Source organism: Klebsiella sp. 141251, from assembly GCF_050600725.1.
Taxonomy (GTDB): domain Bacteria; phylum Pseudomonadota; class Gammaproteobacteria; order Enterobacterales; family Enterobacteriaceae; genus Klebsiella; species Klebsiella aerogenes.
On the sequence record NZ_JAQIRG010000002.1, the window covers coordinates 623,673 to 643,965 of the forward strand.

Below are 20,293 nucleotides of genomic sequence, written 5' to 3' on the forward strand. Positions count from 1 at the left end.
CATTCACCTGCGAGAGAGATATTGCCCTGAATGGGTAGAAGGTTTATTGATTTCGCTCAAATATTGCCGGGGTTTCAACGGCAAAATCGCCTGTAAAGACAATTTCTTACAACCATTTACTACGATGTAACCACCAAGTAACACCACCAATTAGAACAACTAACATTACGCAAAAAATCGAAAAACCAAGATGCCAGCTGTTCCCCGGGATACCGCCAAGGTTGACGCCAAACAGCCCGGTCAGGAAGGTGCTGGGCAAAAAGACCATCGCCATCAACGACATCGTGTAAGTCCGCCGCGACAGCGACTCCTGCATAATCTGTGCGATTTCATCGCTCATGATCGCCGTGCGGGCAATACAGCTGTCAATCTCATCAAGCCCCCGTCCAAGACGGTCGGCAATATCCTGCATCCGGCGACGATGATCGTCACTCATCCACGGCAGGCGTTCACTGGCGAGGCGGGCGTAGACATCGCGCTGCGGGGCCATATAGCGGCGCATCACGATAAGCTGCTTACGCAGCAACGCCAGAAAACCGCGCGGCGGCACCTGCTGGTCGAGCAGGTCATCTTCAAGGTCGATAATCCGGTCGTGCAGCTGTTCAATAAACTCGCTGGCGTGATCGGTCAACGCATCGCAGATTTCCACCAGCCAGCTACCGCAATCCGTCGGCCCGTTGCCCTCCTGCAGATCGCCCAGCACATCATCCAGCGCCAGTACTTTACGCTGACGGGTGGAGACGATCAGCCGCTCGTCCATATACAGACGCATCGCCACCAGTTGATCGGGGCGTTCATCGGTGCTGCCGTTAATACAGCGCAAGGTGATTAGCGCGCCGTCGCCGATGCGCGTCACCCGCGGGCGCGTACTTTCCCCGGCCAGCGCGTCGCGAACGTTATTCGGCAACAGCGGCGTGGCGGCTAACCAGTCGGCGCTGTCGGTATGGGTATAATTGAGATGTAGCCAGCAGGGATTGCTCTTATCGATATTATCGTTATCAGCCAGCGGCTTTACGCCGCCCTGCCCGTCGAGCACCCATGCAAAGATGGCGTCCGGCACTTTCAGCTCCGAGCCCTTAATCGCGTCCACTGAACCTCCATTAATGCATGCCTGTAAAAAGCGTGAATAATCCATAAGGTACGCTATTCAGCTGAATTTCGCCTCCCGCAATCATCGCAATCGCCTAACAAATAGGCAGCATACCGCTTTTGGCGACAGCTGATCATATTTGTATTACAATTATATCCGTGATTTTAATGAGGTTTTAGTATGAATATTTATCAAGCCCAGCCCCAGGATGTCGATACCGTCCTGCCGCTGTATCTCGCCTATCGTCGTTTCTATCAGGTCGAAGAAAATCTCGTTCAGGCGCGGGAGTTCATCCTTAAGCGCCTGCAACTGAATGAGTCGGTCATTTTCTTCGCAGAAATGGACGGCAAAGCGGTGGGCTTTACCCAGCTCTATCCCCTGTTCTGCTCGCTGGAAATGAAGCGCATCTGGCTGCTTTACGATCTGTACGTTGATGAGTCTGCCCGCCAGCACGGCGTAGCGCAGCAGTTGATTGCCCGTGCCGAACAGCTGGCAAAAGAGAGTGATTCAGCATTTATTATGCTTAGCACGGCAACCGATAATACTAAAGCGCAGGCGTTATACGAGCGTAGCGGCTTCGTACGTGATACGGATTTTTACGTCTATAACAAAATGCTCAAGTAAGTTGGTCAGGCCGTCATAAAGGGAGAACCCGCCATTGGCGGGTTCTTATTAGTTCGTATCAGTCGTCGGCTAATCCACAGTAGTAACCCTTGCCATCGTCTGGGCGGGCACAGGACGGGATTAGCAGCAAGCGTTCATTTTTTCTCTTCCGCATAGCGGCGGGCGTTATCGTGTAAATTGGTGCACATGGTTATTACTCCATTTTTATAAGCAGACTAAGAGCCTATCCCATTAGGGCTATTTTACTTGCCATTTTGAACCAGGGCAGTGCTCGAAATCCTCACGTACTACGTGTACGCTCCGGTTTCTGCGCGCTGTCCGTGTTCAAACTGGCTGCGCCAATTACGCCTACTGGGATAGGCTCTAATCCTAGAAGCTTCCGTCAGATTTGCCACATTCCTGGCTAAAATTTTTCCCAGCCCAGCACCGATGCCCCCAGTAATCCCCCTTCGCGACTAAATTGCCCGGCGACCAGTAGTGGCTCGGCGCTCTTCAGCAGAATCTTTGCCCGCAACGCGATATCAAGGCGCGCCAGCAACGACGTTTCGCTCGCCAGCCCGCCGCCTACGACGATTTTATGCGGCCCGAGAATGTTCACCACATGTGCCAACGGTTCGCTCACCAGATCAAGCCATACTTCAAGGGTGAACGCCGCTGTCTCTTCTCCGGCCATGCCCTGCGTCACGATCTCGACACTGCTTAGCGCCTGACCGCTGAGCAGTTGATGCAGCCGCTGCATCCCTTTGGCCCCGCCAAGGGTGTCAAGACATCCCTGCTGTCCGCAGCCGCAGGGCAGCCGCGGCAACTCAACTCCCCGCAGATGAGTGCGCGTAATGGGTCCGTGCCCCCACTCGGCGCCGATCCCCTGATTGCCGTAGAGGATTTTGCCGTTGATGGCAATCCCACCGCCGATCCCGCTGCCGAGGATCACCCCCAACACCACCGGCAGATCTTTTGCCGCGCCGAAACGCGCTTCGGCCAGGGTAAAACAATCAGCATCGTTAGCCATCGCCACCGGGCGCCCGAGCTCAGCCTGCAGGGATTGGATAATATCGATACCGGCAAACGGCGGAATGTTGCTCGACAGAATACGATCGTTGGCAACATCCACCACTCCGGCGCAGGAGAGCGCCAACGGACTCTGTCCGCTAATCGCATCGCCATATTGCGCGATAATCTCCTGTACGGCGTCGATGAATGCCGGCCAGGAAGTCAGCGGCATCGCCCGCTGACGCGGCATTACTACCTGGCCAGGCGCCGGAGAGATAGCGCTTTTAATAAAGGTTCCGCCAATATCCAGGCACAGCACGCTATTACTCATAGGCGAGAGTCCATGATGTCACGCAGGCCATCGCCCAGCAGGTTGAAGCCTAATACCGAAAAGACAATAGCCAGCCCCGGCCACAGCGAAATCCCCAGGCTGATGCCAAGGAAGTTACGCCCGTCGCTCATCATCGTTCCCCACTCCGGCATCGGCGGTTGCACGCCCATGCCGAGGAAGGAGAGCGAAGCGGCGGCCAGGATCACCGAACCGCCGGTCAATGTCGCCTGCACGGTAATCGGCCCCAGGGTATTACGCAGAATGTAGTGAATTATCTGTCGGCGATAGCCAATTCCCAGCGCCCGCGCCGCTTCCATGTACTCCATATTCTTGATACCCAAGGTCAGGTTACGGCTGAGGCGCGCGTAAACCGGCACGGAGAAGATAGCGATCGCCAACAGCATATTCAGCAACCCTGCGCCGAGGACGCTGACCAGCAGGATAGCCAGCACGATGCCGGGAAAAGCGAAAATGACATCCATCACCCACATAATCAGGTGATCGACACTTTTCCCGCACAACGCGGCGATGATGCCCAGAGGCAGCCCCATCAGTAGCGACAGCGCCACGCTGACCACCACTTCAATCAGTGAGATCCTGGCGCCGTAAATAGTGCGGGAAAAGATATCGCGGCCATAGTCATCGGTGCCCAACCAGTGGTCGGCCGACGGCGCGGAGAGAATATTCAGCAGGTCTTGCGCGTAGGGATCGTAGTGGCTTAACCATGGCGCGAAGATGGCGCATATCAGGATTAAAGCGACGATGATGCCGCCGAGGGTCAGCGAGGGATGCTCCATCCCCCAGCGCAGGCCGCTGAGTACGCCGCTGCGCGATTTGGCGAGTGAAATTTCCGACATATCAGTCAAACCTTATTTTCGGGTTGATTCTGGCGATAATCATCTCGCCAACCAGGTTCATCACCACCACGCTTGCCACCGTAATCATCGTCACGCCCTGGATAACGGGATAATCGCGATAGCGCACCGAATCCACCAGATAGCGGCCTATCCCCGGCCAGTTAAACACCGACTCGGTCACCACCGCGCCGCCGATCAGGCTGCCGAAGTTGAGTGCGATAATGGTCACGATGGGGATCAGCGCATTACGCAGCGCATGCTTGAAATAGACCTGAAACGGCGCCAGCCCTTTGGCCCGCGCGGTGCGGATATAATCTTCGCCTAACACGTCAACCATACTGGAGCGGGTCATCCGCGACATTACCGCCATTGGGAAAATCCCCAGGCAGACCGACGGCAGGATATAGCTTTTCCAGCCATCCGCGCCCAGCAAAGGCAGCCAGCCCAGCTTCACCGAAAAAGTATCCATGGCGATCAGCGCCAGCCAGAAGTTGGCTATCGACGCGCCGGCAATCGCCACCAGCATCAGCACATGGTCGGCAACATGATTGCGGTAAATGGCCGCGCACATCCCCATGGGAATACCGAGGATCACCGCCATCATCCACGCCAGCAGCGCCAGGCCTAAGGTATAAGGAACCCGCTCGCTCATTTCGGTGGAGACCGGCTGGCCGGACTTCAGCGAGGTGCCAAAATCCCCCTTCAGCATTCCGCTGACGAAATGGCCATACTGCACCGCCAGCGGATCGTCCAGGCCGAGGCGCGTATGCATACGGCTGACATCATCCTGGGTGGCCTGCGGCCCTGCCATCAGGCGGGCCGGGTCACCGGGGAGCATCCTGATCGCCAGAAAGACAATCAGCGATGCGCCCAGTAGGATCAGCGGCAAAGAAAGCAGTTTTTTAATCACATAAGCTTTCATAACAACTCCACCCTGACCCCAGCGTTACGGTTTTTGCGCTTCGGTTACGATAATTTCGCCGCCCGGCTCCATCCGCACGCCTTTAATGGTGGCGCGGGTGGCGTACAGATCGTCCTGGAAATAGAGCATCACATGCGGCGCGTCCTGCATAATGGCCTTTTGCGCCGCCACATATTCGGCGATACGCGCGTTGTTATCCATGGTGGTCGCGGCTTTATCTAACAGCTCATCTACCTGCGGGTTGCGGTAGAAACCAAGGTTAGCCCCGGCCGGCGCGGCGCTCTGTGAGTAGTACAGCGGGCGCAGTTGCAAATCAGAACCATTAAGGCCGGAAGACCAGGAGGCCAGCACCGCATCGGTACGGTTGGCCAACTTTTCCGCCGCCGGGGCAAACGCCGCTTTGCTCCAGACGCCGCTCTCCATCTGCTGGATGTTAAGTTTCACGCCAACTTTGCCCCACATCGCCTGCAGGATTTGCGCGGTACGCGCATCCGGTCCCTGCACGGCGATGTTCATCTCAAAGCCCTGCGGGTACCCGGCCTCTTTTAATAGCGCTTTCGCTTTATCGAGATCCCACGGATAGTCGTTGAGGGTTTTATCATATCCTTCGTTCACCGGCGCCAGCGGCGAGTTGGCGGCAGAAGCAAAACCAAACATCACCGCCTTCAGCAGCGCTTCTTTGTCGGTCGCCAGGTTCAGCGCCTGACGCACGCGGACATCATTCAGCGGCTTTTGCTCAACGTTGAGCGCTACCCAGAATACCGACGCTCCCTGCCCCTGCTCCAGCTTCACCTGCGGGTTGCTTTTCAACTGCAGACCAAACTGCGGCGGTACCGGGTTAATCACATCGACCTGGCCGGAAAGCAGCGCCATATTCATCACCGACGGCTCCGCGCTCCAGGTCCACTTAATCTCATCCGGGCCGTGATTCTCGCCCCAGTATTTCGGGTTTTTCTTCTCCAGCACGTATTCACCGGTTTTATACTCCTGCAGCATATATGGACCGGTACCGTCCGCTTTACGGCCAATGGTGCCGGCTTTCGCCGCCGTGGGGCTCACCATCTTCGCCGAGCCGCCGGTCAACAGATTGAGGAAAGAGGGATAGACCTTTTTCAGCGTAATCTCGACGTTGTCATCATCGAGCTTCTTCACGGAAGCGATCACGTTGCGCATCCGCGAACTGGCTGCCAGTCCGCCTTTCGGGTCGATATGTCGTTCAATATTGGCGACGACCGCATCGGCATTGAACGGCGAGCCGTCATGGAAAGTGACGTTTTTACGCAGGGTAAAAGTCCAGACTTTACCGTCAGCGCTGACCTTCCAGGCGGTGGCCAGCGCCGGGGCGATTTTGAAATCCGGCGACAAATCCACCAGACCTTCATACATCGGTTTTAAAACGGTATCGGTAAAGGTCGCGGTTTGGTCGCCCGGATCCATGCTACGCGGAGGTTCGTTTTGCATCACGTTCAGCGTCGCTGCCTGCAGCGCCGTCGCCCCGCCGGTTGCCAGTAAGCCTGCCAGAATGGCAAGTCGAAATTTATTCATAATTGCCTTCATCCGTTAACCCCTACCTGTCTGTTATGTCGCCAGTTGTGGCTGTTATGTTGCGATTAGGTTTTCTTTTTACCCAAAACAGAGTCCCATAAATGTGATATTAGCCATGATTAACGCTTAATTAGGTAATAAATTTAACTTATATGTGATTGTTTAGTTATTTTTGAAAATAAACTGGTTGCTAAAGCGCCAGCCCGCGATTATGTTCAGAAAAAAGCGTTATGGCTGAGTAACTATGCTGAACAAACTCCACCAACAATTGATTCATTTGGTCTGTAGCGAGGAAGGCGCCAGCCGCGCAGACCTCGCCCGCCTGACGGGTATGAGTAAAGCGGCCATTGGCGCACTGGTAAAAGAGATGCTGGCCGATGGGCTGCTAGAGGAGAGCGATATGGCCGCTTCCGGCGGCCAGGGGCGCCCCTCCGTCACCCTTTCGCTGGCGCCGGACGCCGCTTACGCCATCGGCATCTCGCTGATTGATAATCAGCTGGTGTTGGTACTGATGAATGCCAGCGGTGAGAAAATCGCCGAGCGGCTGCTCACGCCGCAGCTTGAAATCCCCGCCTTAATCCAGCAACTGGCGGATGAAATCCGCAGTTTGTTAAACGATACGCTTATCGAGCGCCAACGGCTGGTCGGCATCGGTTTTGCCCTGTCTGCCTTTGTCGACGCCGCGCAATCGGTCTGCGTACAGTCGGCGCTGCTGGGCTGGCATCAGGTGCCGCTAGCTGAACTGTTAAGCCGCGCGACCGGCGGGATCCCGGTATTGATTGAAAACGACACCCGGGCGCTGGCGAACTGGGAGAAAACTTTTGGCCATCTACGCAAGCTGGAGAGCGCAGTGGTGATTTCTCACGGCAGCGGCATCGGCAGCGCGGCGGTCATCTGTAACCGAATCTGGCGCGGCGCCCACGGCGGCGCGGGAGAAATAGCCCACTGCACCATCGTGCCGGCGGGCACGCCTTGTCGCTGCGGGAAGCGTGGCTGTCTCGACACCATTGCGTCTCTCACCGCCATCTTTGAACAGGCGCGTATGGCCGGTATCGACACTAACCAACTGGATGAACTGGAAGCCATGGCGCGTAAGGGCCACAGCGCCGCCATCCAGATCCTGCATCGGGCCGGCGATGCGTTAGGGTTAGCCATTTCACATCAGATCCAGACTCACGATCCGGCGGCGATCATGCTTGCCCACCAGCCGGAAAGCTTTAACGGTTTACTGAATACCGTGATGCAACAAGCCATTGAAACCAACCTGTTGCCGGGGATGGCGGGAAAAACGCCGCTTATCTATCGTCCGCTGGCTCAGGACAGCTGGGCGCTCGCCGCGGCGAGCGTCGCGCTGACTCACGTTCTCTTTCCAGGATAATTTCGAGGTCCTTATGCGCATTGCCGTTGGCGGAATACATATTGAATGCAGCACGTTTAATCCGGTCCTGACTCATGAAGCGGAGTTTCGCACCGTCAAGGGCGAAGCCCTGCTGGAAGCGCCTCACTTTCAGTTTTTACGCGATTATCCGGCGACATTTCTGCCGACGCTGCACACCCGGGCGATTCCCGGAGGCCCGGTGGCGCGAGAGACCTATGAACAGTTCAAGGCCGAATTCTTAAGCCGGCTGCAGGCGCAACTGCCAATCGACGGCCTGTACCTTGCGATGCACGGCGCAATGTACGTTGAAGGTATGGAAGACGCTGAAGGCGACTGGATCACCGCCGCCCGCGCCTGCGTCGGCGATGACTGCCCGATTGCCGTCAGCTACGATCTTCACGGTAACGTGACCCAGCGCATCATCGACGCCATCGATATCTACTCAACCTATCGCACCGCGCCGCATATCGATATCGAAGAGACCATGCGCCGTTCGGTCAGTATGCTGGTGAATAGTCTGCAAAACGGCGTGCGCCCGGGCATAGTGTGGGCCCCTATCCCGGTATTACTGCCTGGCGAGCGAACCAGTACGGAAGATGAACCGGCAAAAAGCCTGTACGCCATGTTGCCGCACAGCGACCAGATCGACGGCGTACTCGATAGCTCATTAATGGTCGGCTACGTGTGGGCCGATGAACCGCGCGCCACCGCCGCGGCCATTTTTACCGGCACCGATCGAGCGGTACTGGAGCAACAGGCCGCAAAACTGGCGCAGGCCTATTGGGATGCGCGGGAAGATTTTGTTTTCGGCTGTCGGACGGGCAGCGTCGCCGAATGCGTCGCTCAGGCCATCGCCAGCGCCACGGGCCCGGTGATCCTGGCGGATTCTGGCGATAATCCAACCGGCGGCGGCGTCGGCGATCGCGGCGATGTGCTCGCCGAACTGCTACGCCAGCAGGCGCAAAATACCCTGGTGGCCGGCATTACCGACGCGCCGGCGACGCGTGCGGCCTTTGAGGCCGGCATTGGCGCAGAACTGCAGTTGACTATCGGCGCCAGCCTCGATCCGGCGGGTATCAGCGCGAGCGCGCGTTTTACCGTCACCGGTCTGCTGGCGGCGGATCCGCAGCGCCCGGCCAATCAGGCGGTGCTACAGACAGGCGGTGTTACCGTGGTGGTAGCCGACCGCCGACGCCCGTATCACGATATCGCTGACTTTAGCGCGTTGGGGCTCAACCCGCGGCAGGTGAAAATCCTGGTGGTTAAATCCGGCTATTTATCGCCGGAGCTGGCGCCGTTGGCCAATCCGAACCTGATGGCGCTCTCGGAAGGGGTGGTCGATCAGGATATTGAACGGGTGGCGCGTCTGCGGATGCTGACACCGACCTGGCCATTTAAGCGTGATCTCGAATTCACCCCACTGGTGCGGGTTTCCGCTCGCGCGCCCTTTGCCGGGGAGTGCTGACTCATGAACCGTGAAACGCCTGCGCCAGTGCTGGCCGTCGACAATCTGAGCGTCGCATTCCGCCACGGCGATAGCTGGCAGAAAGTGGTGCGTAATATCTGTTTTAGCCTCTATCCAGGTAAGACGCTGGCGATCGTCGGCGAATCCGGCTCGGGTAAAAGCGTGACGGCGATGGCCATTATGCGTCTGCTTTCTGCCCGGCATAGCCGTACCGAGGGACAGGTGCTGCTCGGCGGCAAATCCCTGCTCGACCTTCCTGAAGAGGAGATGCGTCGCGTGCGCGGCGCCGAGGTGGCGATGATTTTTCAGGAGCCGATGACCAGTCTTAACCCGGCATTTACTATCGGCAATCAGATAGCGGAAGTTTTTATCCGCCATCAGGGCTTATCGGCGCGGCAGGCGAAGCAGGAGGCCATCGCCCTGCTGGAAAAAGTCCGCATTCCGCATGCCGCGCAACGTTTCGATGAATATCCGCATCAGTTTTCCGGCGGTATGCGCCAGCGTGCGATGATCGCGATGGCGCTGGCCCTGAAGCCGAAACTGCTGATCGCCGATGAACCCACGACCGCGCTGGACGTCACTATCCAGGGGCAAATCCTCGATCTGATTAAAACCCTACAGGCAGAAAACAATACCGCGGTGCTGTTTATTACCCATGATATGGGCGTAGTCGCGGAAACCGCCGACGATACGCTGGTGATGTTTCGCGGCGATGCCATCGAATGCGAGCGTACGCCGACGCTATTCGCCACCCCGCAGCAGCCCTATACCCGTACGCTGCTGGCCTCGGTACCCGCGGCAGGTGAAATGGATATAAGCTCGACCCCCTGTAAGTTCCCATCGGTGAACCTGCAAACCGGGGAAATCCGTCGTTACCCGCCAGAGCCTGACCTCAGCCTGACCAGCAACGAGCCGGTATTATCGGTCAAAAATCTGGTCACCCGTTTTCCAGTTAAAAAAGGCTTTTTTAATCAGTTAGCCGGGCATATCCACGCCGTAGAAAACGTTAGCTTTGATCTATGGCCCGGAGAAACGCTATCGCTGGTGGGCGAATCCGGCTGCGGTAAATCGACCACCGGTCGCAGTCTCATTCGCCTGGTCCAGGCGCAATCCGGCCATGTTCGCCTTAATGGCTATGACGTCCTGCAAGCCGGGCGCCAACAGCAAAAGCGGATGCGTCAGGATATCCAGATGATTTTTCAGGATCCGTTCGCCAGCCTGAATCCACGGCTGAAAATCCAGGAAACGTTGATTGAACCACTGCTGGAAAATGGCCTCGCCACACGCCAGCAGGCGCTGGCGCGCGCCCATGAATTGATTGAGAAAGTGGGACTCAGCGTCGCGGTGCTTAACCGCTATCCGCATGAATTTTCCGGTGGTCAGCGCCAGCGCATCTGCATTGCCCGCGCGCTGGCGATGAATCCCAAGGTGATTATCGCCGACGAGTCGGTGTCGGCGCTGGATGTGTCGGTCAAAGCGCAGGTGGTCAACCTGATTATCGAACTGCAACGAACGATGAAAATCGCCTTTCTGTTCATCTCGCATGATATGGCGGTGATTGAACGCATCAGTCACCGGGTAGCGGTCATGTATCTCGGCGAAATCATCGAAATTGGCCCGCGGCAGGCAATTTTCGCCAATCCGCAACACCCCTATACGCAGAAGTTAATTGCGGCGATCCCGAAAACCGATCCGTCTCGCCGACATCTTCTGCGCGAAGCCAATAACGATGAACTACCCTCGCCGTTTCGCGATAAAGACTGGCAGCCGCCGACGCGCCGCTACGAACAAGTCGGTAATCAGCACTGGGTAATGCGCTGAGCGGAGTACCTTTAAATAGACCGGCTTAACGCTCTGTAGTCTGCGCTGAGCCGGTCCCCCTTCCCAAAAAGCGATGCACAATCCCCCCTTTTAGCTGGCAACGCATTTTTTGCTGCTTTTTGCGATTCACATTCTCACTTCATGCTGTATTATGCGGCTTATTGCAGTCTTTTGCAGGAACAACGATTATGCATAAAACCGCCCGACAACAGTTTTTACTCGAACTACTGAGCGAAAACGGTCAAATTAGTATCAGCGAACTGGTCGAACGATTGCAGGTCTCGCCCGATACCGTTCGCCGCGATCTTAGTGACCTGGAAAAACGCGGACTGGTACAGAAAAACCATGGCGGCGCTATCGCTCTCGATCTTCCAGCTATGAATCGTCAGGCGCGCAATGCGCTGCTGCCCGAGACTAAGCTACGCCTCGGCGCGCTGGTCGCCCGTGAGATTCCTCCAGGATCAACGCTATTTTTAGACGCCGGCAGCACGGTACTGGCCGTCGCCGCTCATCTAAAAGGACCGCTGACGGTCATCACCCCTTCGCTGGATATTGCCCAACTATTTAGCGAACGGCCCGATATCGAGTTGGTTTTACTTGGCGGAAAATGGGATATGCGGCAGCGGCTGTTTGCCGGTAGCGCCACGCTGGCGCTGCTTTCTCGTTACCGCGCGGATATCGCCATTCTCGGCGCCTGCGCGATCCATGCGCAACAAGGGCTTAGCGCCAGCCAGGAAGCGGATGCGGAGGTAAAGCGCGCGATGCTGGCAGCCAGCGTCGAGCACTGGCTGGTGGCTGACCATCTGAAACTTAATCGCTGCGAGCCATACCTGGTCGCCGAACTGAAACACATCGATCGTCTGTTCCTCGACAAGCCATGGCACGCGCTTGGCGAAGACAATTCAATGCAGGTCAGCATTGCTGACGCTGAATAACGTGGAGAAAGTCATGCATAAAGTTATCACCGGCGCAGGTAAACCTATTAACATTGCGCTGATCGGCTATGGATTTGTCGGCAAAACGTTTCACGCGCCGCTCATCAACGCGGTCGAGGGGTTAAAGCTTGCCGTCGTCGCCTCCCGCGATGAAGCCAAAGTGAAGCAGGACCTGCCAGATGTCACGGTAATCGCTTCTCCGGAAGAGGCCATTCAGCATCCGGATGTCGATCTGGTGGTACTCGCTTCGCCGAACGCCACCCACGCCCCGCTGGCTCGACTGGCGTTGAACGCCGGTAAGCACGTGGTGGTGGATAAGCCCTTCACTCTCGATATGCAGGAAGCGCGCGAGCTGATCGCGCTGGCGGACGAAAAGCAACGACTGCTTTCAGTCTTCCACAATCGCCGTTGGGATAGCGATTATCTCGGCGTTAAGCAGGCCATCGAGCAGGGGCTGATCGGCAAGGTTAAGCATTTCGAGTCGCATATCGACCGCTTCCGCCCGGAAGTACGCGTTCGCTGGCGCGAGCAAAACGTGCCCGGCAGCGGCCTGTGGTTTGACATCGGCCCGCACCTGATCGACCAGACGCTACAACTTTTCGGCCTGCCGCAATCGGTACAAGGCAATATAGCCACTCTGCGACAGGGCGCGGAGATCAACGATTGGGCGCACGTGGTGCTGAATTATCCGCAGCACAAAGTGGTTTTGCACTGTAGCATGCTGGTGGCCGGCGGCGTCTCGCGCTTCACGGTCCACGGCGATAGCGGCAGCCTCGTGAAACTGAAAGCAGACCAGCAAGAGAGCCAGCTGCTGGCTGGGGTCATCCCAGGGAGCGAAAGCTGGGGCCAGGATGACGACAGCATGACGCTGTTCGACGCCAGCCTGCAGGCGCACACGCTCGCCACGCCGAAAGGCGATCAGCGTCAGTACTATATTCAGGTTCGCGATGCCCTGCAGGGCAAAATCGCCAACCCGGTGCCGCCGCTACAGGCGCTGGCGGTGATGGCGGTGCTGGAAGCCGCCGTTGCTTCAGCAGAAAGCGGCAGCGTGCAAAAGCTGGCGTTAACCACCGACGAACTGACCGGGCTTCAGTAACTCCTTGATGGAATAGCGGCTGCAGCTCCGCGCGGCCGCTACGCTTATCTCTCCTGTCGGGCGTATAAATAGGCGGTCGCCCGCGAAATGCCAAGATGCTGCGCGACCATTTCCATTGATTTGCGCAGATCTAATAGCCCCTCTTTACGCAATTGTTGAATCACCGTTTTACGATCCGTCGCACTCAGCGCCCTGGCTGTCGTCGCCCGCTCGGCGGCGAATGTATCAATTCGTTGGCGAATGGCCGCTGCGCCGCCCGGTTCAAGATGCTCAACCACCGTGGCGCTTTCCGTGGCGGTAAAGCGCGCCAACGCGCTCTGCATACCGCGAAACAACGTCATATCGACGTTAAGACAGAGGGCGGCAACATATTCACCGTTATCGCCCTTAATACCGATGGAGGTACTTTTCACCGCACGGCCATCGGCAAATTGATTGGCATAGTTGGCAACGACGGCCGGAAACTCGGCGCTGGCAATCCGCGCTAACCCCATCTCGGTCGCCGGCTGACCAACCTCTCTGCCGGAGAGATTATTGTGGATTGATAAAATGGCCTGTTGAGGATGCGTCAGGTCATGGACGACCACTTCACAAAACGGCGCGAAGGTTTCGCTTAACCCCTGGGCGATGAGATCAAGCTGTGCCAGCAAGGGCGACATCTCGCTACTCATAATTCGTTCCCGGTGGCCAATAAAGCGCTGTAACGACTCATATCCACATTACCGCCGCTGATAATAATGCCGACTTTTTTACCCCGCAGATGCGCCATGGCGCCCCGTGCGGCAGCGAAGCCCAGACAGCCGGTCGGTTCGACCACCATTTTCATCCGCTCGGCGAGAAATTTCATCGCTGCGACCAATTCATCGTCACTCACGGTCAGGATATCGTCGACGTATTGCTGTATTAGCGGAAAAGTATATTGCCCCAGATGCTGGGTCTGCGCGCCATCGGCGATGGTTTTCGGCGTCTCAATATGCACAATGCTGCCGCAACGAAAAGATTGCTGGCCGTCATTGCCAGCTTCGGGCTCTACGCCATAGATTTTACACCCCGGAGACAGATGACGCGTCGCCAGCGCCGAGCCTGACAACAGCCCACCGCCGCCGAGGCAGACAAATAGCGCATCCAGCGGACCGACCTCTTCTATTAGCTCTTTCGCCGCCGTCCCCTGCCCGGCAATCACGTGCGGATGATCGTAAGGAGGGATAAGGGTTAGCCCATTCTGTTGCGCCAGATCGCGACCGATCTGCTCGCGATCCTCCGTGTAGCGGTCATAAAAAACGACTTTACCACCGTAGCCCCGGGTGGCGGCGACTTTAGCCGCAGGCGCATCGTGTGGCATGACGATAGTCGCCGGAATGTCCAGCAGTTTAGCCGCTAGTGCAATGGCCTGCGCGTGATTACCAGAAGAAAACGCCACTACCCCGGCCCGTTTTTGCGTTGGGCTAAACTGTTGCAACGCGTTCATCGCGCCGCGGAATTTAAATGCCCCCATGCGCTGATAATTTTCACACTTTAAAAACAGCTGCGCTGAGTATTGCTCATCCAGGGTACGGGAGGTCATCACAGGAGTAGAGTTGGCGTAACCGGCAATCCGCCGGGCGGCGGCTGCCACATCGCGATAATCGGGAAGTTGTAGAGTCATTGTTTCACCTTGTTGTTCAATGAGTAACCAGGATTTAATACAATTCGTCTAATTAAATACATTATGTGTGATCAATATTCAACCGCAAATGGCATCGATCGCAACCAGAAGAAAATGTGCTCCGCTTGCCTATTGCCTGCTGGAAATTTCCCACATTTGGGAGCAGGATATAATCAAATACCTGATTATTGTGGTAACGCCCCATCAGCTTCTTCGGACGCAACCCGACACACTGGACAGGAGAATGTCATGTATTACACGTTAGGAGAAAAGACCCTCCACTTTTATCGCTATCAGTGCCGTTACTACGTTGCTCATTGGGACGGCGGTCACGTGATGGCCGAGCAGTTCAAGCCGTTTATCGCCGGGATCAGCGAAAAGACCGGCCTGGAAGCAAAGCGTGTGGAAGCCGTCGCTCGCGATTACTTTACTAACGTGGATTAACACAACCCTTTGATATCGCCAGAAAAGACTAAACGGCACCTCAAAGGTGCCGTTTTATATTCACTTTGGTGAGAACCAATCAGGCGGTGGGGATTTTTGAAATAATATATTCGAGTGATTCATCAATATTCTCACCTGCCAGCATTTTCTTCCGCACGCTAAACGCCCGGCCTGTACGTAAGAATTTTAGGGAGACAGTGTCATTAGTAACACCTTTTCCTGTTAATACGATTTCATTCAGCGGTACGATAAAAGTATCTGAGTACAATTTTGGTTTAACTATCAATTTATCACCAGAAAGACCAATCATAACGCTCTCCTTGAGGCGTACCCCATTCCAGATATTGAGAATGCCTACTGCGACCAATAAATAGCCAATTCCCACGCCCATCACCAGCACAATAACTCCCATGCATAAAGCAATAGCACCAGTAGGCGCAAATCGGGATGTATCGCATGTTAATTTATAGTTTTTATCTTCAGGCTTAGATATATCAACCTCTGCTTCAGGGTTATAAACATCAAGGTTTGCATTGCAGTATCTTTCGTAGCTAAAAAGATAACCGATTAAAAACAACAAACCAATCGGCACCATAGCAATCCCACCGATATAAGCAAACACAATACCAACACGCGGGACTTTCGGTAATAAAAAAACGCTTACCACCTGAACAACTATAGCAAGGGGAAGTACAATTGTGACCAAATCTTTAATCAAACGCAGCGTTCGATCGTAGCCATAATAATCTGAAAGCGAGTTGACCTCATTGAGCACCAAAAGAAACATGGCTAAGTTAATTATAATACCAATCAATGTCAGACGGTGAATTTTATTCATTCATACTCCATTATGCTTACTCATCGTAACATATTAATTTAATTAATAGGTTTACACTATGCCGCCAATAACAAAAGGCATTTTTAACACCTGACGCCGTTCAACAATTCGAAATATCCGAATATATTCTCGCATGTAAAAAAGACAACACACACATAAGATAAAGAATATACCCCAAAGATTCGCACGCCAATAAAAAGAGCCAGCCGATATTAACAAATACCCCCTCCCCGTCAACAAAAAAAGCAAAACGCAATATTCAGGCATCATTTCTTTTTAATGTAAACTTCCCTGGTGCGGAATTTAATTCATGCGTTAAATTTATTTCTCTTGATCCGATACATCAGGTCTATATTTTATCGACATTGCTGCTTTCATTCTTATTCATGCATTAACCATTGGCATTATTCATTTTACCAGGCTATACCTTAGGCATCATTATTCATCAAGGATCTGTTGCAATGGGCAAGAAAATTTTAATGCTGGTGGGTGATTACGCTGAAGATTACGAAACCATGGTCCCGTTTCAGGCATTACAGATGATTGGCCATCAGGTCGATGCTGTCTGCCCGGATAAAAACAAAGGCGACTATATTATGACGGCGATTCATGATTTTGACGGCGCGCAAACCTATAGCGAAAAACCCGGTCATCGCTTCGTACTGAACGCTGACTTCGATAGCGCCAATGAGCAAGACTACGACGCACTGCTCATCCCCGGCGGCCGTGCGCCAGAATATCTGCGCCTGAATGAGCAGGTGATTAAGCTGGTACAGGCTTTTGACGCTGCGCGTAAACCGATTGCCGCCGTCTGCCACGGCCCACAGCTTCTCGCGGCCGCCGGCATTCTTAAAGGCCGTACCTGCAGCGCTTATCCAGCTTGCGCTCCCGAAGTTCGCCTCAGTGGCGGACATTACGCCGATATCGGTATCGACCAGGCGCACGTTGATGGCAATCTGGTGACCGCTCCCGCCTGGCCCGCCCACCCGCAGTGGCTTGCTAAATTTGCCGAGGTGTTGCAGCGGTAAGCGCCTTTTCCAGGGCTGGAGTCGCTACGGTACAATATGCCCCCCAGCCCTTACTCCTTGCGCGAAGCTATTCCACGGTTTTATTTTTTACTAGTGCATAAGAGACTATCAGCTGCTGCAGGTGCTGTTCCGCTTGTTGCTGCTGCGAGGCGCGGCTGATTTGCCCTTCTGTCATCGCCGTTAGTTGGCGTAACTGTTCTTCAGCCGGAACGGTTCGATTAAGGGACTGAGTAATGGCGAACACCGCGGATTTTAGTTCACTGACCGTCAGGTATTGTCCCTTCTGCTCATCCAGGGCATTCAGACGCTGAGTTAATTGCTGCAGTTGCTGCATTCCCTGATACCACCCGGTGAGGTTTTCCGCCGGCAGCGCGGCGGCTATGATCTGCTGCCGCCACTGCGAGGACAATGTTTTCGCCTGCTCCGGCCATAGCGCCAGTGCCTGTTGTACCAGTTGATCGCCATAGTCGATGGCCCAATTAGGTTTGAGTTGAGCCAGATGTGTAAGCTGCTGCCGGGTCTGCTTTATCCCACTGTCTGCTGACGGTGCGTGCAGAGAAAAGGAGCGTAACTGATCTGGCGAAAGTACCGTCGGCAATGGCGCCAGACTGAGAGCGAATTGCTGCTGTTCCGGATCTGGTTGATTCATCGCCTGCCACCCCCACCCTGCCGCTGCGGTCAGCACCAGCATCGTCAGCATACCGGCCATAAAAGGTCGCCATCGTTTTTCAGAGTTCTGACGCTCATTGCCGACTTGCACGTTTGGCAGCGTTTCCGGCGGCGCAATATAAACCCACTTTGTTCGCTCAACCCGCTCATCCAAATGGGTGGACGCGTTCTCCATCGTGACTACGTGCGGTAGGGTATCAGCGCTGGTCACGCCATCGCTATTCTCCAGCCGTACAGCCGCGTTATGCATAAAATTGAGCAACGCATCAAACTGACTGGCGTGCTTTAATTCCAGACGCTGCAGCGCAGCATCCAGCGCTTTCAGATGCACTTCCGCCTCATAAATCAAACTAAGATCGACATAGGCTAGCGTCAGCGTACGCAGCGCTTGCAGTAGCCGTTTACCCAAACCGCTAAGGATTTCCATCCGCGCGTGTACCGGCTGTGGCCAAAGGCTCCCCCACTGACGGGTAATCAGCGTTTCCAGGATAGCCAGTCCTTCATTCAGCCCGCATAAGCCGGTTAACTGCGTACGGGCAAGCGTATACCAAGCCGCGGTCTGCAGCTCTACGCCGTTACGGTCAAATAATGACAGGCAAAGCCGTTCTGCGTATAGCCAGTCAACGTCGGGGCGCGCCGGGTGGCTGAGTTTGTGCATTTCTTCACGCAGCTTTGCGTAGTCTGCCAGCGTGCGCGGGTCGCCGCCGGTAATCAGGTGACGCTTAGGATAAGTTGTCATAGGGGTAACCAGAGTGAGGGCTAAATAGCGGTGCGGGCATTCAGATACTGTTGCTGTTTCAGATGGCGAAGGAGAACCCTGCCTTCAGGCATAAATTCCGTGCCATAGCGTACCAGACCAATTTCCTTCAGTTCCGCGTCGATGGCATAACGCAGTTCGCCTGGCTGTGTCTGTTCGAGCATCTCCACACGGAGGCTGTTCAGCCGCGGTTCGTATTTGAGCAGTACCGCGGACAGCGTGGTCATTAACTGGTGCGCGCTACCCGGCATCCCCTGGAGAATTTTTGTCATATCCGGCAGACCGTAATCCGGAAGATGCGCCAGCGTGCCAGCCCGGCAGTTGAGGATACGCTGCATATTATCAAGCACCGATAAAATGACCTGATTTTCTTCACCGATCTGATGCAGATCGAGACCGCCGGAGAAATTACCAAACAGGGTGTCGTAAAGTGAGGGGCGCGGCATTTTAGTTACCTTTTAACGGTTGCAGCGTCAGCCGGTTGTGACCGGCTTCGATAATACGCGGCTTGTCGGGGTCGAGGTCGTCGCGGGTCAACACTAACCGCCAGCTGTCCTTGACCCGATCCGGCGCGATAAACATCCCCGCCACCGCGACGTATTGCGCCGCCGTCTCCAGCGGCATATCCAGCGCCACGGATTCCCCCGGGTGTAGACGGATATCTTTTTGGGCCAGCCAATCGCTTGGTATTGCCCGGCTATCGTCAGCAAATAGCGAGGGATAATCGCTGGCGTCAAACGCTTTGCGCTCTTTGAGTTGGTAAATTCGCACTACGGTTGCCAATGACGCCCCTTGCGCATTGTGGTTCACCCCTTCCCGGGCCCGAATATCCAAATGCAGCGTTTTGATCTGTTTATAAAAAATAGCGTAGGTCACTGAGACGGCTCCATCTTTTACGCTCTGCGTCAGGCCGCAGCCGGTTAAGGCTGCAGTGAGAGTGATGGGCAGCAATGTGGCGCAATTTTTACCAACGATAGTTGCCATCTTCATCGTTCTCCCTTCGGTGAATATTTTTCGGACGCGCTGATAACGCCCCAGATGAATGGTGATAATGTCAGTAGCAGGGTATTGCGCGTTAAGCGGGCGCAGTACCGCGGTCCGCCCTAACCGCGCCGCGTTTTTGGGTTGGCAAGAGCGTTGCGCAGCCGGTAATAAATGGCGGGCCACATACAGCTGTAGCCGTACATCCAAATGGGCGCCCAGCCAGGGCATTCAGCGTGGAGTCTGCGGTGTCGGACATACGATCTCCTCCTTGATATGTTTGAAAATAACGTTATCTGCTTTTTTATCCTCATCAGGATGAGGAAGTATCGGGTATTTCGGATCTGCGCGACCGTAGCAGGAACGGACTATCCGCACCTTATCGCAGGGGAAAATATGCACATCAAAACCGCACGCCTGCCCCTTCTCCCAGCGTTCAATGGGGACAGTAATCGGCCCATGTTTCTGATAGTGAGTCTCATAATCATCGGGCATCTCACTCGATTTCATCCAGGCATTAGGATCGGAGGTCCAGGTGATTTTTGCCGTCAGTCCCGGGCGCCAGACATCAGGCACCATCACGCAGCAGAATCCGCCACCGCCATCGTAGGGATTCGCCCTGGGCCCTCCGTAGCCATCAACCTGCACCGAAACGATGGCATCAGGTCCGTGGTTTAATACGGCTATATCAGCGCCGCTCATGCCGTCATGACTGTGATCGCGGCAGGCCGTCAATAGACAGAGAAAAACGGCGACCAGTACCGCCAGCCCTATGGACAAAATACGGGTATGCTTTATCATTGATGTATCCTTACAAAAATAAAATAAAGTAATGAATTATTAAGAGATGACGTAATTTCAGATTTTTATTTTTACG

The 20,293-nt window shown here is 55.1% G+C and carries 20 protein-coding genes and 1 pseudogene; 8 read left to right on the top strand and 13 right to left on the bottom strand.

What is annotated here, in order from left to right:
• Window positions 1-106: 106 nt before the first annotated feature.
• Window positions 107-1,090, bottom strand: a complete 984-nt coding sequence (gene zntB / locus PGR09_RS07535; protein ID WP_045397470.1) for a zinc transporter ZntB — start codon at window positions 1,088-1,090, stop codon at window positions 107-109.
• A 180-nt stretch (window positions 1,091-1,270) separates the two neighbouring features.
• Here zntB and PGR09_RS07540 point away from each other — a divergent pair, with 180 nt between their 5' ends.
• Window positions 1,271-1,714 carry a GNAT family N-acetyltransferase gene (locus PGR09_RS07540; protein ID WP_047079062.1) on the top strand — a complete coding sequence of 148 codons (444 nt, stop codon included), beginning with the start codon at window positions 1,271-1,273 and terminating at the stop codon, window positions 1,712-1,714.
• Window positions 1,715-2,117: 403 nt separating this feature from the next.
• On the opposite strand, the gene PGR09_RS07545 is transcribed toward PGR09_RS07540, so the two are convergent.
• From PGR09_RS07545 to PGR09_RS07560, 4 genes are read right to left on the bottom strand one after another with little or no spacing between them, the layout of a single operon-like run.
• The gene (locus PGR09_RS07545; RefSeq protein WP_430915993.1) at window positions 2,118-3,035 is read right to left on the bottom strand and encodes an ROK family protein; all 918 of its coding nucleotides are present in this window, start codon (window positions 3,033-3,035) and stop codon (window positions 2,118-2,120) included.
• On the bottom strand, window positions 3,032-3,892 hold the full coding sequence (locus tag PGR09_RS07550; RefSeq protein WP_047048947.1) for an ABC transporter permease: 861 nt from the start codon (window positions 3,890-3,892) through the stop codon (window positions 3,032-3,034). The genes PGR09_RS07545 and PGR09_RS07550 overlap by 4 nt, the downstream gene beginning before the upstream one ends.
• A 1-nt stretch (window position 3,893) precedes the next feature.
• Window positions 3,894-4,814, bottom strand: a complete 921-nt coding sequence (locus PGR09_RS07555) for an ABC transporter permease (protein ID WP_045397480.1) — start codon at window positions 4,812-4,814, stop codon at window positions 3,894-3,896.
• A 24-nt stretch (window positions 4,815-4,838) separates the two neighbouring features.
• On the bottom strand, window positions 4,839-6,371 hold the full coding sequence (locus PGR09_RS07560; RefSeq protein ID WP_430915994.1) for an ABC transporter substrate-binding protein: 1,533 nt from the start codon (window positions 6,369-6,371) through the stop codon (window positions 4,839-4,841).
• A 232-nt stretch (window positions 6,372-6,603) separates the two neighbouring features.
• On the opposite strand from PGR09_RS07560, the gene PGR09_RS07565 reads away from it, so the two are divergent.
• The 5 genes from PGR09_RS07565 to PGR09_RS07585 all read left to right on the top strand — a co-directional run bounded on the left by PGR09_RS07565 (window position 6,604) and on the right by PGR09_RS07585 (window position 13,054).
• Complete coding sequence (locus tag PGR09_RS07565; RefSeq protein ID WP_289577718.1) at window positions 6,604-7,737, top strand: ROK family transcriptional regulator; 1,134 nt, start codon at window positions 6,604-6,606, stop codon at window positions 7,735-7,737.
• A gap of 13 nt (window positions 7,738-7,750) precedes the next feature.
• Complete coding sequence (locus tag PGR09_RS07570) at window positions 7,751-9,202, top strand: M81 family metallopeptidase (RefSeq protein WP_063416108.1); 1,452 nt, start codon at window positions 7,751-7,753, stop codon at window positions 9,200-9,202.
• 3 nt (window positions 9,203-9,205) lie between these two features.
• Window positions 9,206-11,023 (top strand): ABC transporter ATP-binding protein, encoded by a 1,818-nt coding sequence (locus PGR09_RS07575; protein WP_430915995.1) that lies wholly within the window; start codon window positions 9,206-9,208, stop codon window positions 11,021-11,023.
• A 188-nt stretch (window positions 11,024-11,211) separates the two neighbouring features.
• Window positions 11,212-11,958, top strand: a complete 747-nt coding sequence (locus PGR09_RS07580; protein ID WP_430915996.1) for a DeoR/GlpR family DNA-binding transcription regulator — start codon at window positions 11,212-11,214, stop codon at window positions 11,956-11,958.
• Between the two features lie 13 nt (window positions 11,959-11,971).
• Entirely contained in the window at window positions 11,972-13,054 is a 1,083-nt protein-coding gene (locus PGR09_RS07585; protein ID WP_430915997.1) for an oxidoreductase, read from the top strand.
• Window positions 13,055-13,098: 44 nt separating this feature from the next.
• Here the strand turns inward: PGR09_RS07585 and PGR09_RS07590 are convergent, their stop codons facing one another.
• Both PGR09_RS07590 and PGR09_RS07595 read right to left on the bottom strand, forming a co-directional pair.
• On the bottom strand, window positions 13,099-13,725 hold the full coding sequence (locus PGR09_RS07590; RefSeq protein ID WP_430915998.1) for a helix-turn-helix transcriptional regulator: 627 nt from the start codon (window positions 13,723-13,725) through the stop codon (window positions 13,099-13,101).
• A complete protein-coding gene (locus PGR09_RS07595; RefSeq protein WP_430915999.1) occupies window positions 13,722-14,699 on the bottom strand; it encodes a threo-3-hydroxy-L-aspartate ammonia-lyase in 978 nt (325 codons plus the stop codon). Before PGR09_RS07595 ends, PGR09_RS07590 begins: the two co-directional genes overlap by 4 nt.
• A gap of 249 nt (window positions 14,700-14,948) precedes the next feature.
• Between PGR09_RS07595 and PGR09_RS07600 the strand changes: the two genes are divergently transcribed.
• A complete protein-coding gene (locus PGR09_RS07600) occupies window positions 14,949-15,143 on the top strand; it encodes a hypothetical protein (protein WP_045397506.1) in 195 nt (64 codons plus the stop codon).
• 79 nt (window positions 15,144-15,222) lie between these two features.
• Here PGR09_RS07600 and PGR09_RS07605 read toward each other — a convergent pair whose 3' ends face one another.
• Window positions 15,223-15,981, bottom strand: a complete 759-nt coding sequence (locus PGR09_RS07605; protein WP_063416110.1) for a hypothetical protein — start codon at window positions 15,979-15,981, stop codon at window positions 15,223-15,225.
• A 461-nt stretch (window positions 15,982-16,442) separates the two neighbouring features.
• On the opposite strand from PGR09_RS07605, the gene PGR09_RS07610 reads away from it, so the two are divergent.
• Window positions 16,443-17,009 (top strand): DJ-1/PfpI family protein, encoded by a 567-nt coding sequence (locus PGR09_RS07610; protein ID WP_045397511.1) that lies wholly within the window; start codon window positions 16,443-16,445, stop codon window positions 17,007-17,009.
• A 67-nt stretch (window positions 17,010-17,076) separates the two neighbouring features.
• Here PGR09_RS07610 and PGR09_RS07615 read toward each other — a convergent pair whose 3' ends face one another.
• The 5 genes and pseudogenes from PGR09_RS07615 to PGR09_RS07635 form a co-directional block, all read right to left on the bottom strand.
• Window positions 17,077-18,417 (bottom strand): VasL domain-containing protein, encoded by a 1,341-nt coding sequence (locus tag PGR09_RS07615; RefSeq protein ID WP_430916000.1) that lies wholly within the window; start codon window positions 18,415-18,417, stop codon window positions 17,077-17,079.
• A 20-nt stretch (window positions 18,418-18,437) separates the two neighbouring features.
• Entirely contained in the window at window positions 18,438-18,881 is a 444-nt protein-coding gene (gene tssE, locus PGR09_RS07620) for a type VI secretion system baseplate subunit TssE (RefSeq protein WP_015705635.1), read from the bottom strand.
• A 1-nt stretch (window position 18,882) separates the two neighbouring features.
• Window positions 18,883-19,419, bottom strand: a complete 537-nt coding sequence (gene tssJ / locus PGR09_RS07625; RefSeq protein ID WP_316422433.1) for a type VI secretion system lipoprotein TssJ — start codon at window positions 19,417-19,419, stop codon at window positions 18,883-18,885.
• A pseudogene (locus PGR09_RS07630) lies at window positions 19,400-19,641 on the bottom strand (type VI secretion system baseplate subunit TssG); the annotation flags it as partial. The pseudogene PGR09_RS07630 and the gene tssJ, both read right to left, overlap by 20 nt.
• Before the next feature lie 6 nt (window positions 19,642-19,647).
• Entirely contained in the window at window positions 19,648-20,217 is a 570-nt protein-coding gene (locus tag PGR09_RS07635) for a DUF3304 domain-containing protein (protein WP_430916001.1), read from the bottom strand.
• Between the last annotated feature and the right edge of the window lie 76 nt (window positions 20,218-20,293).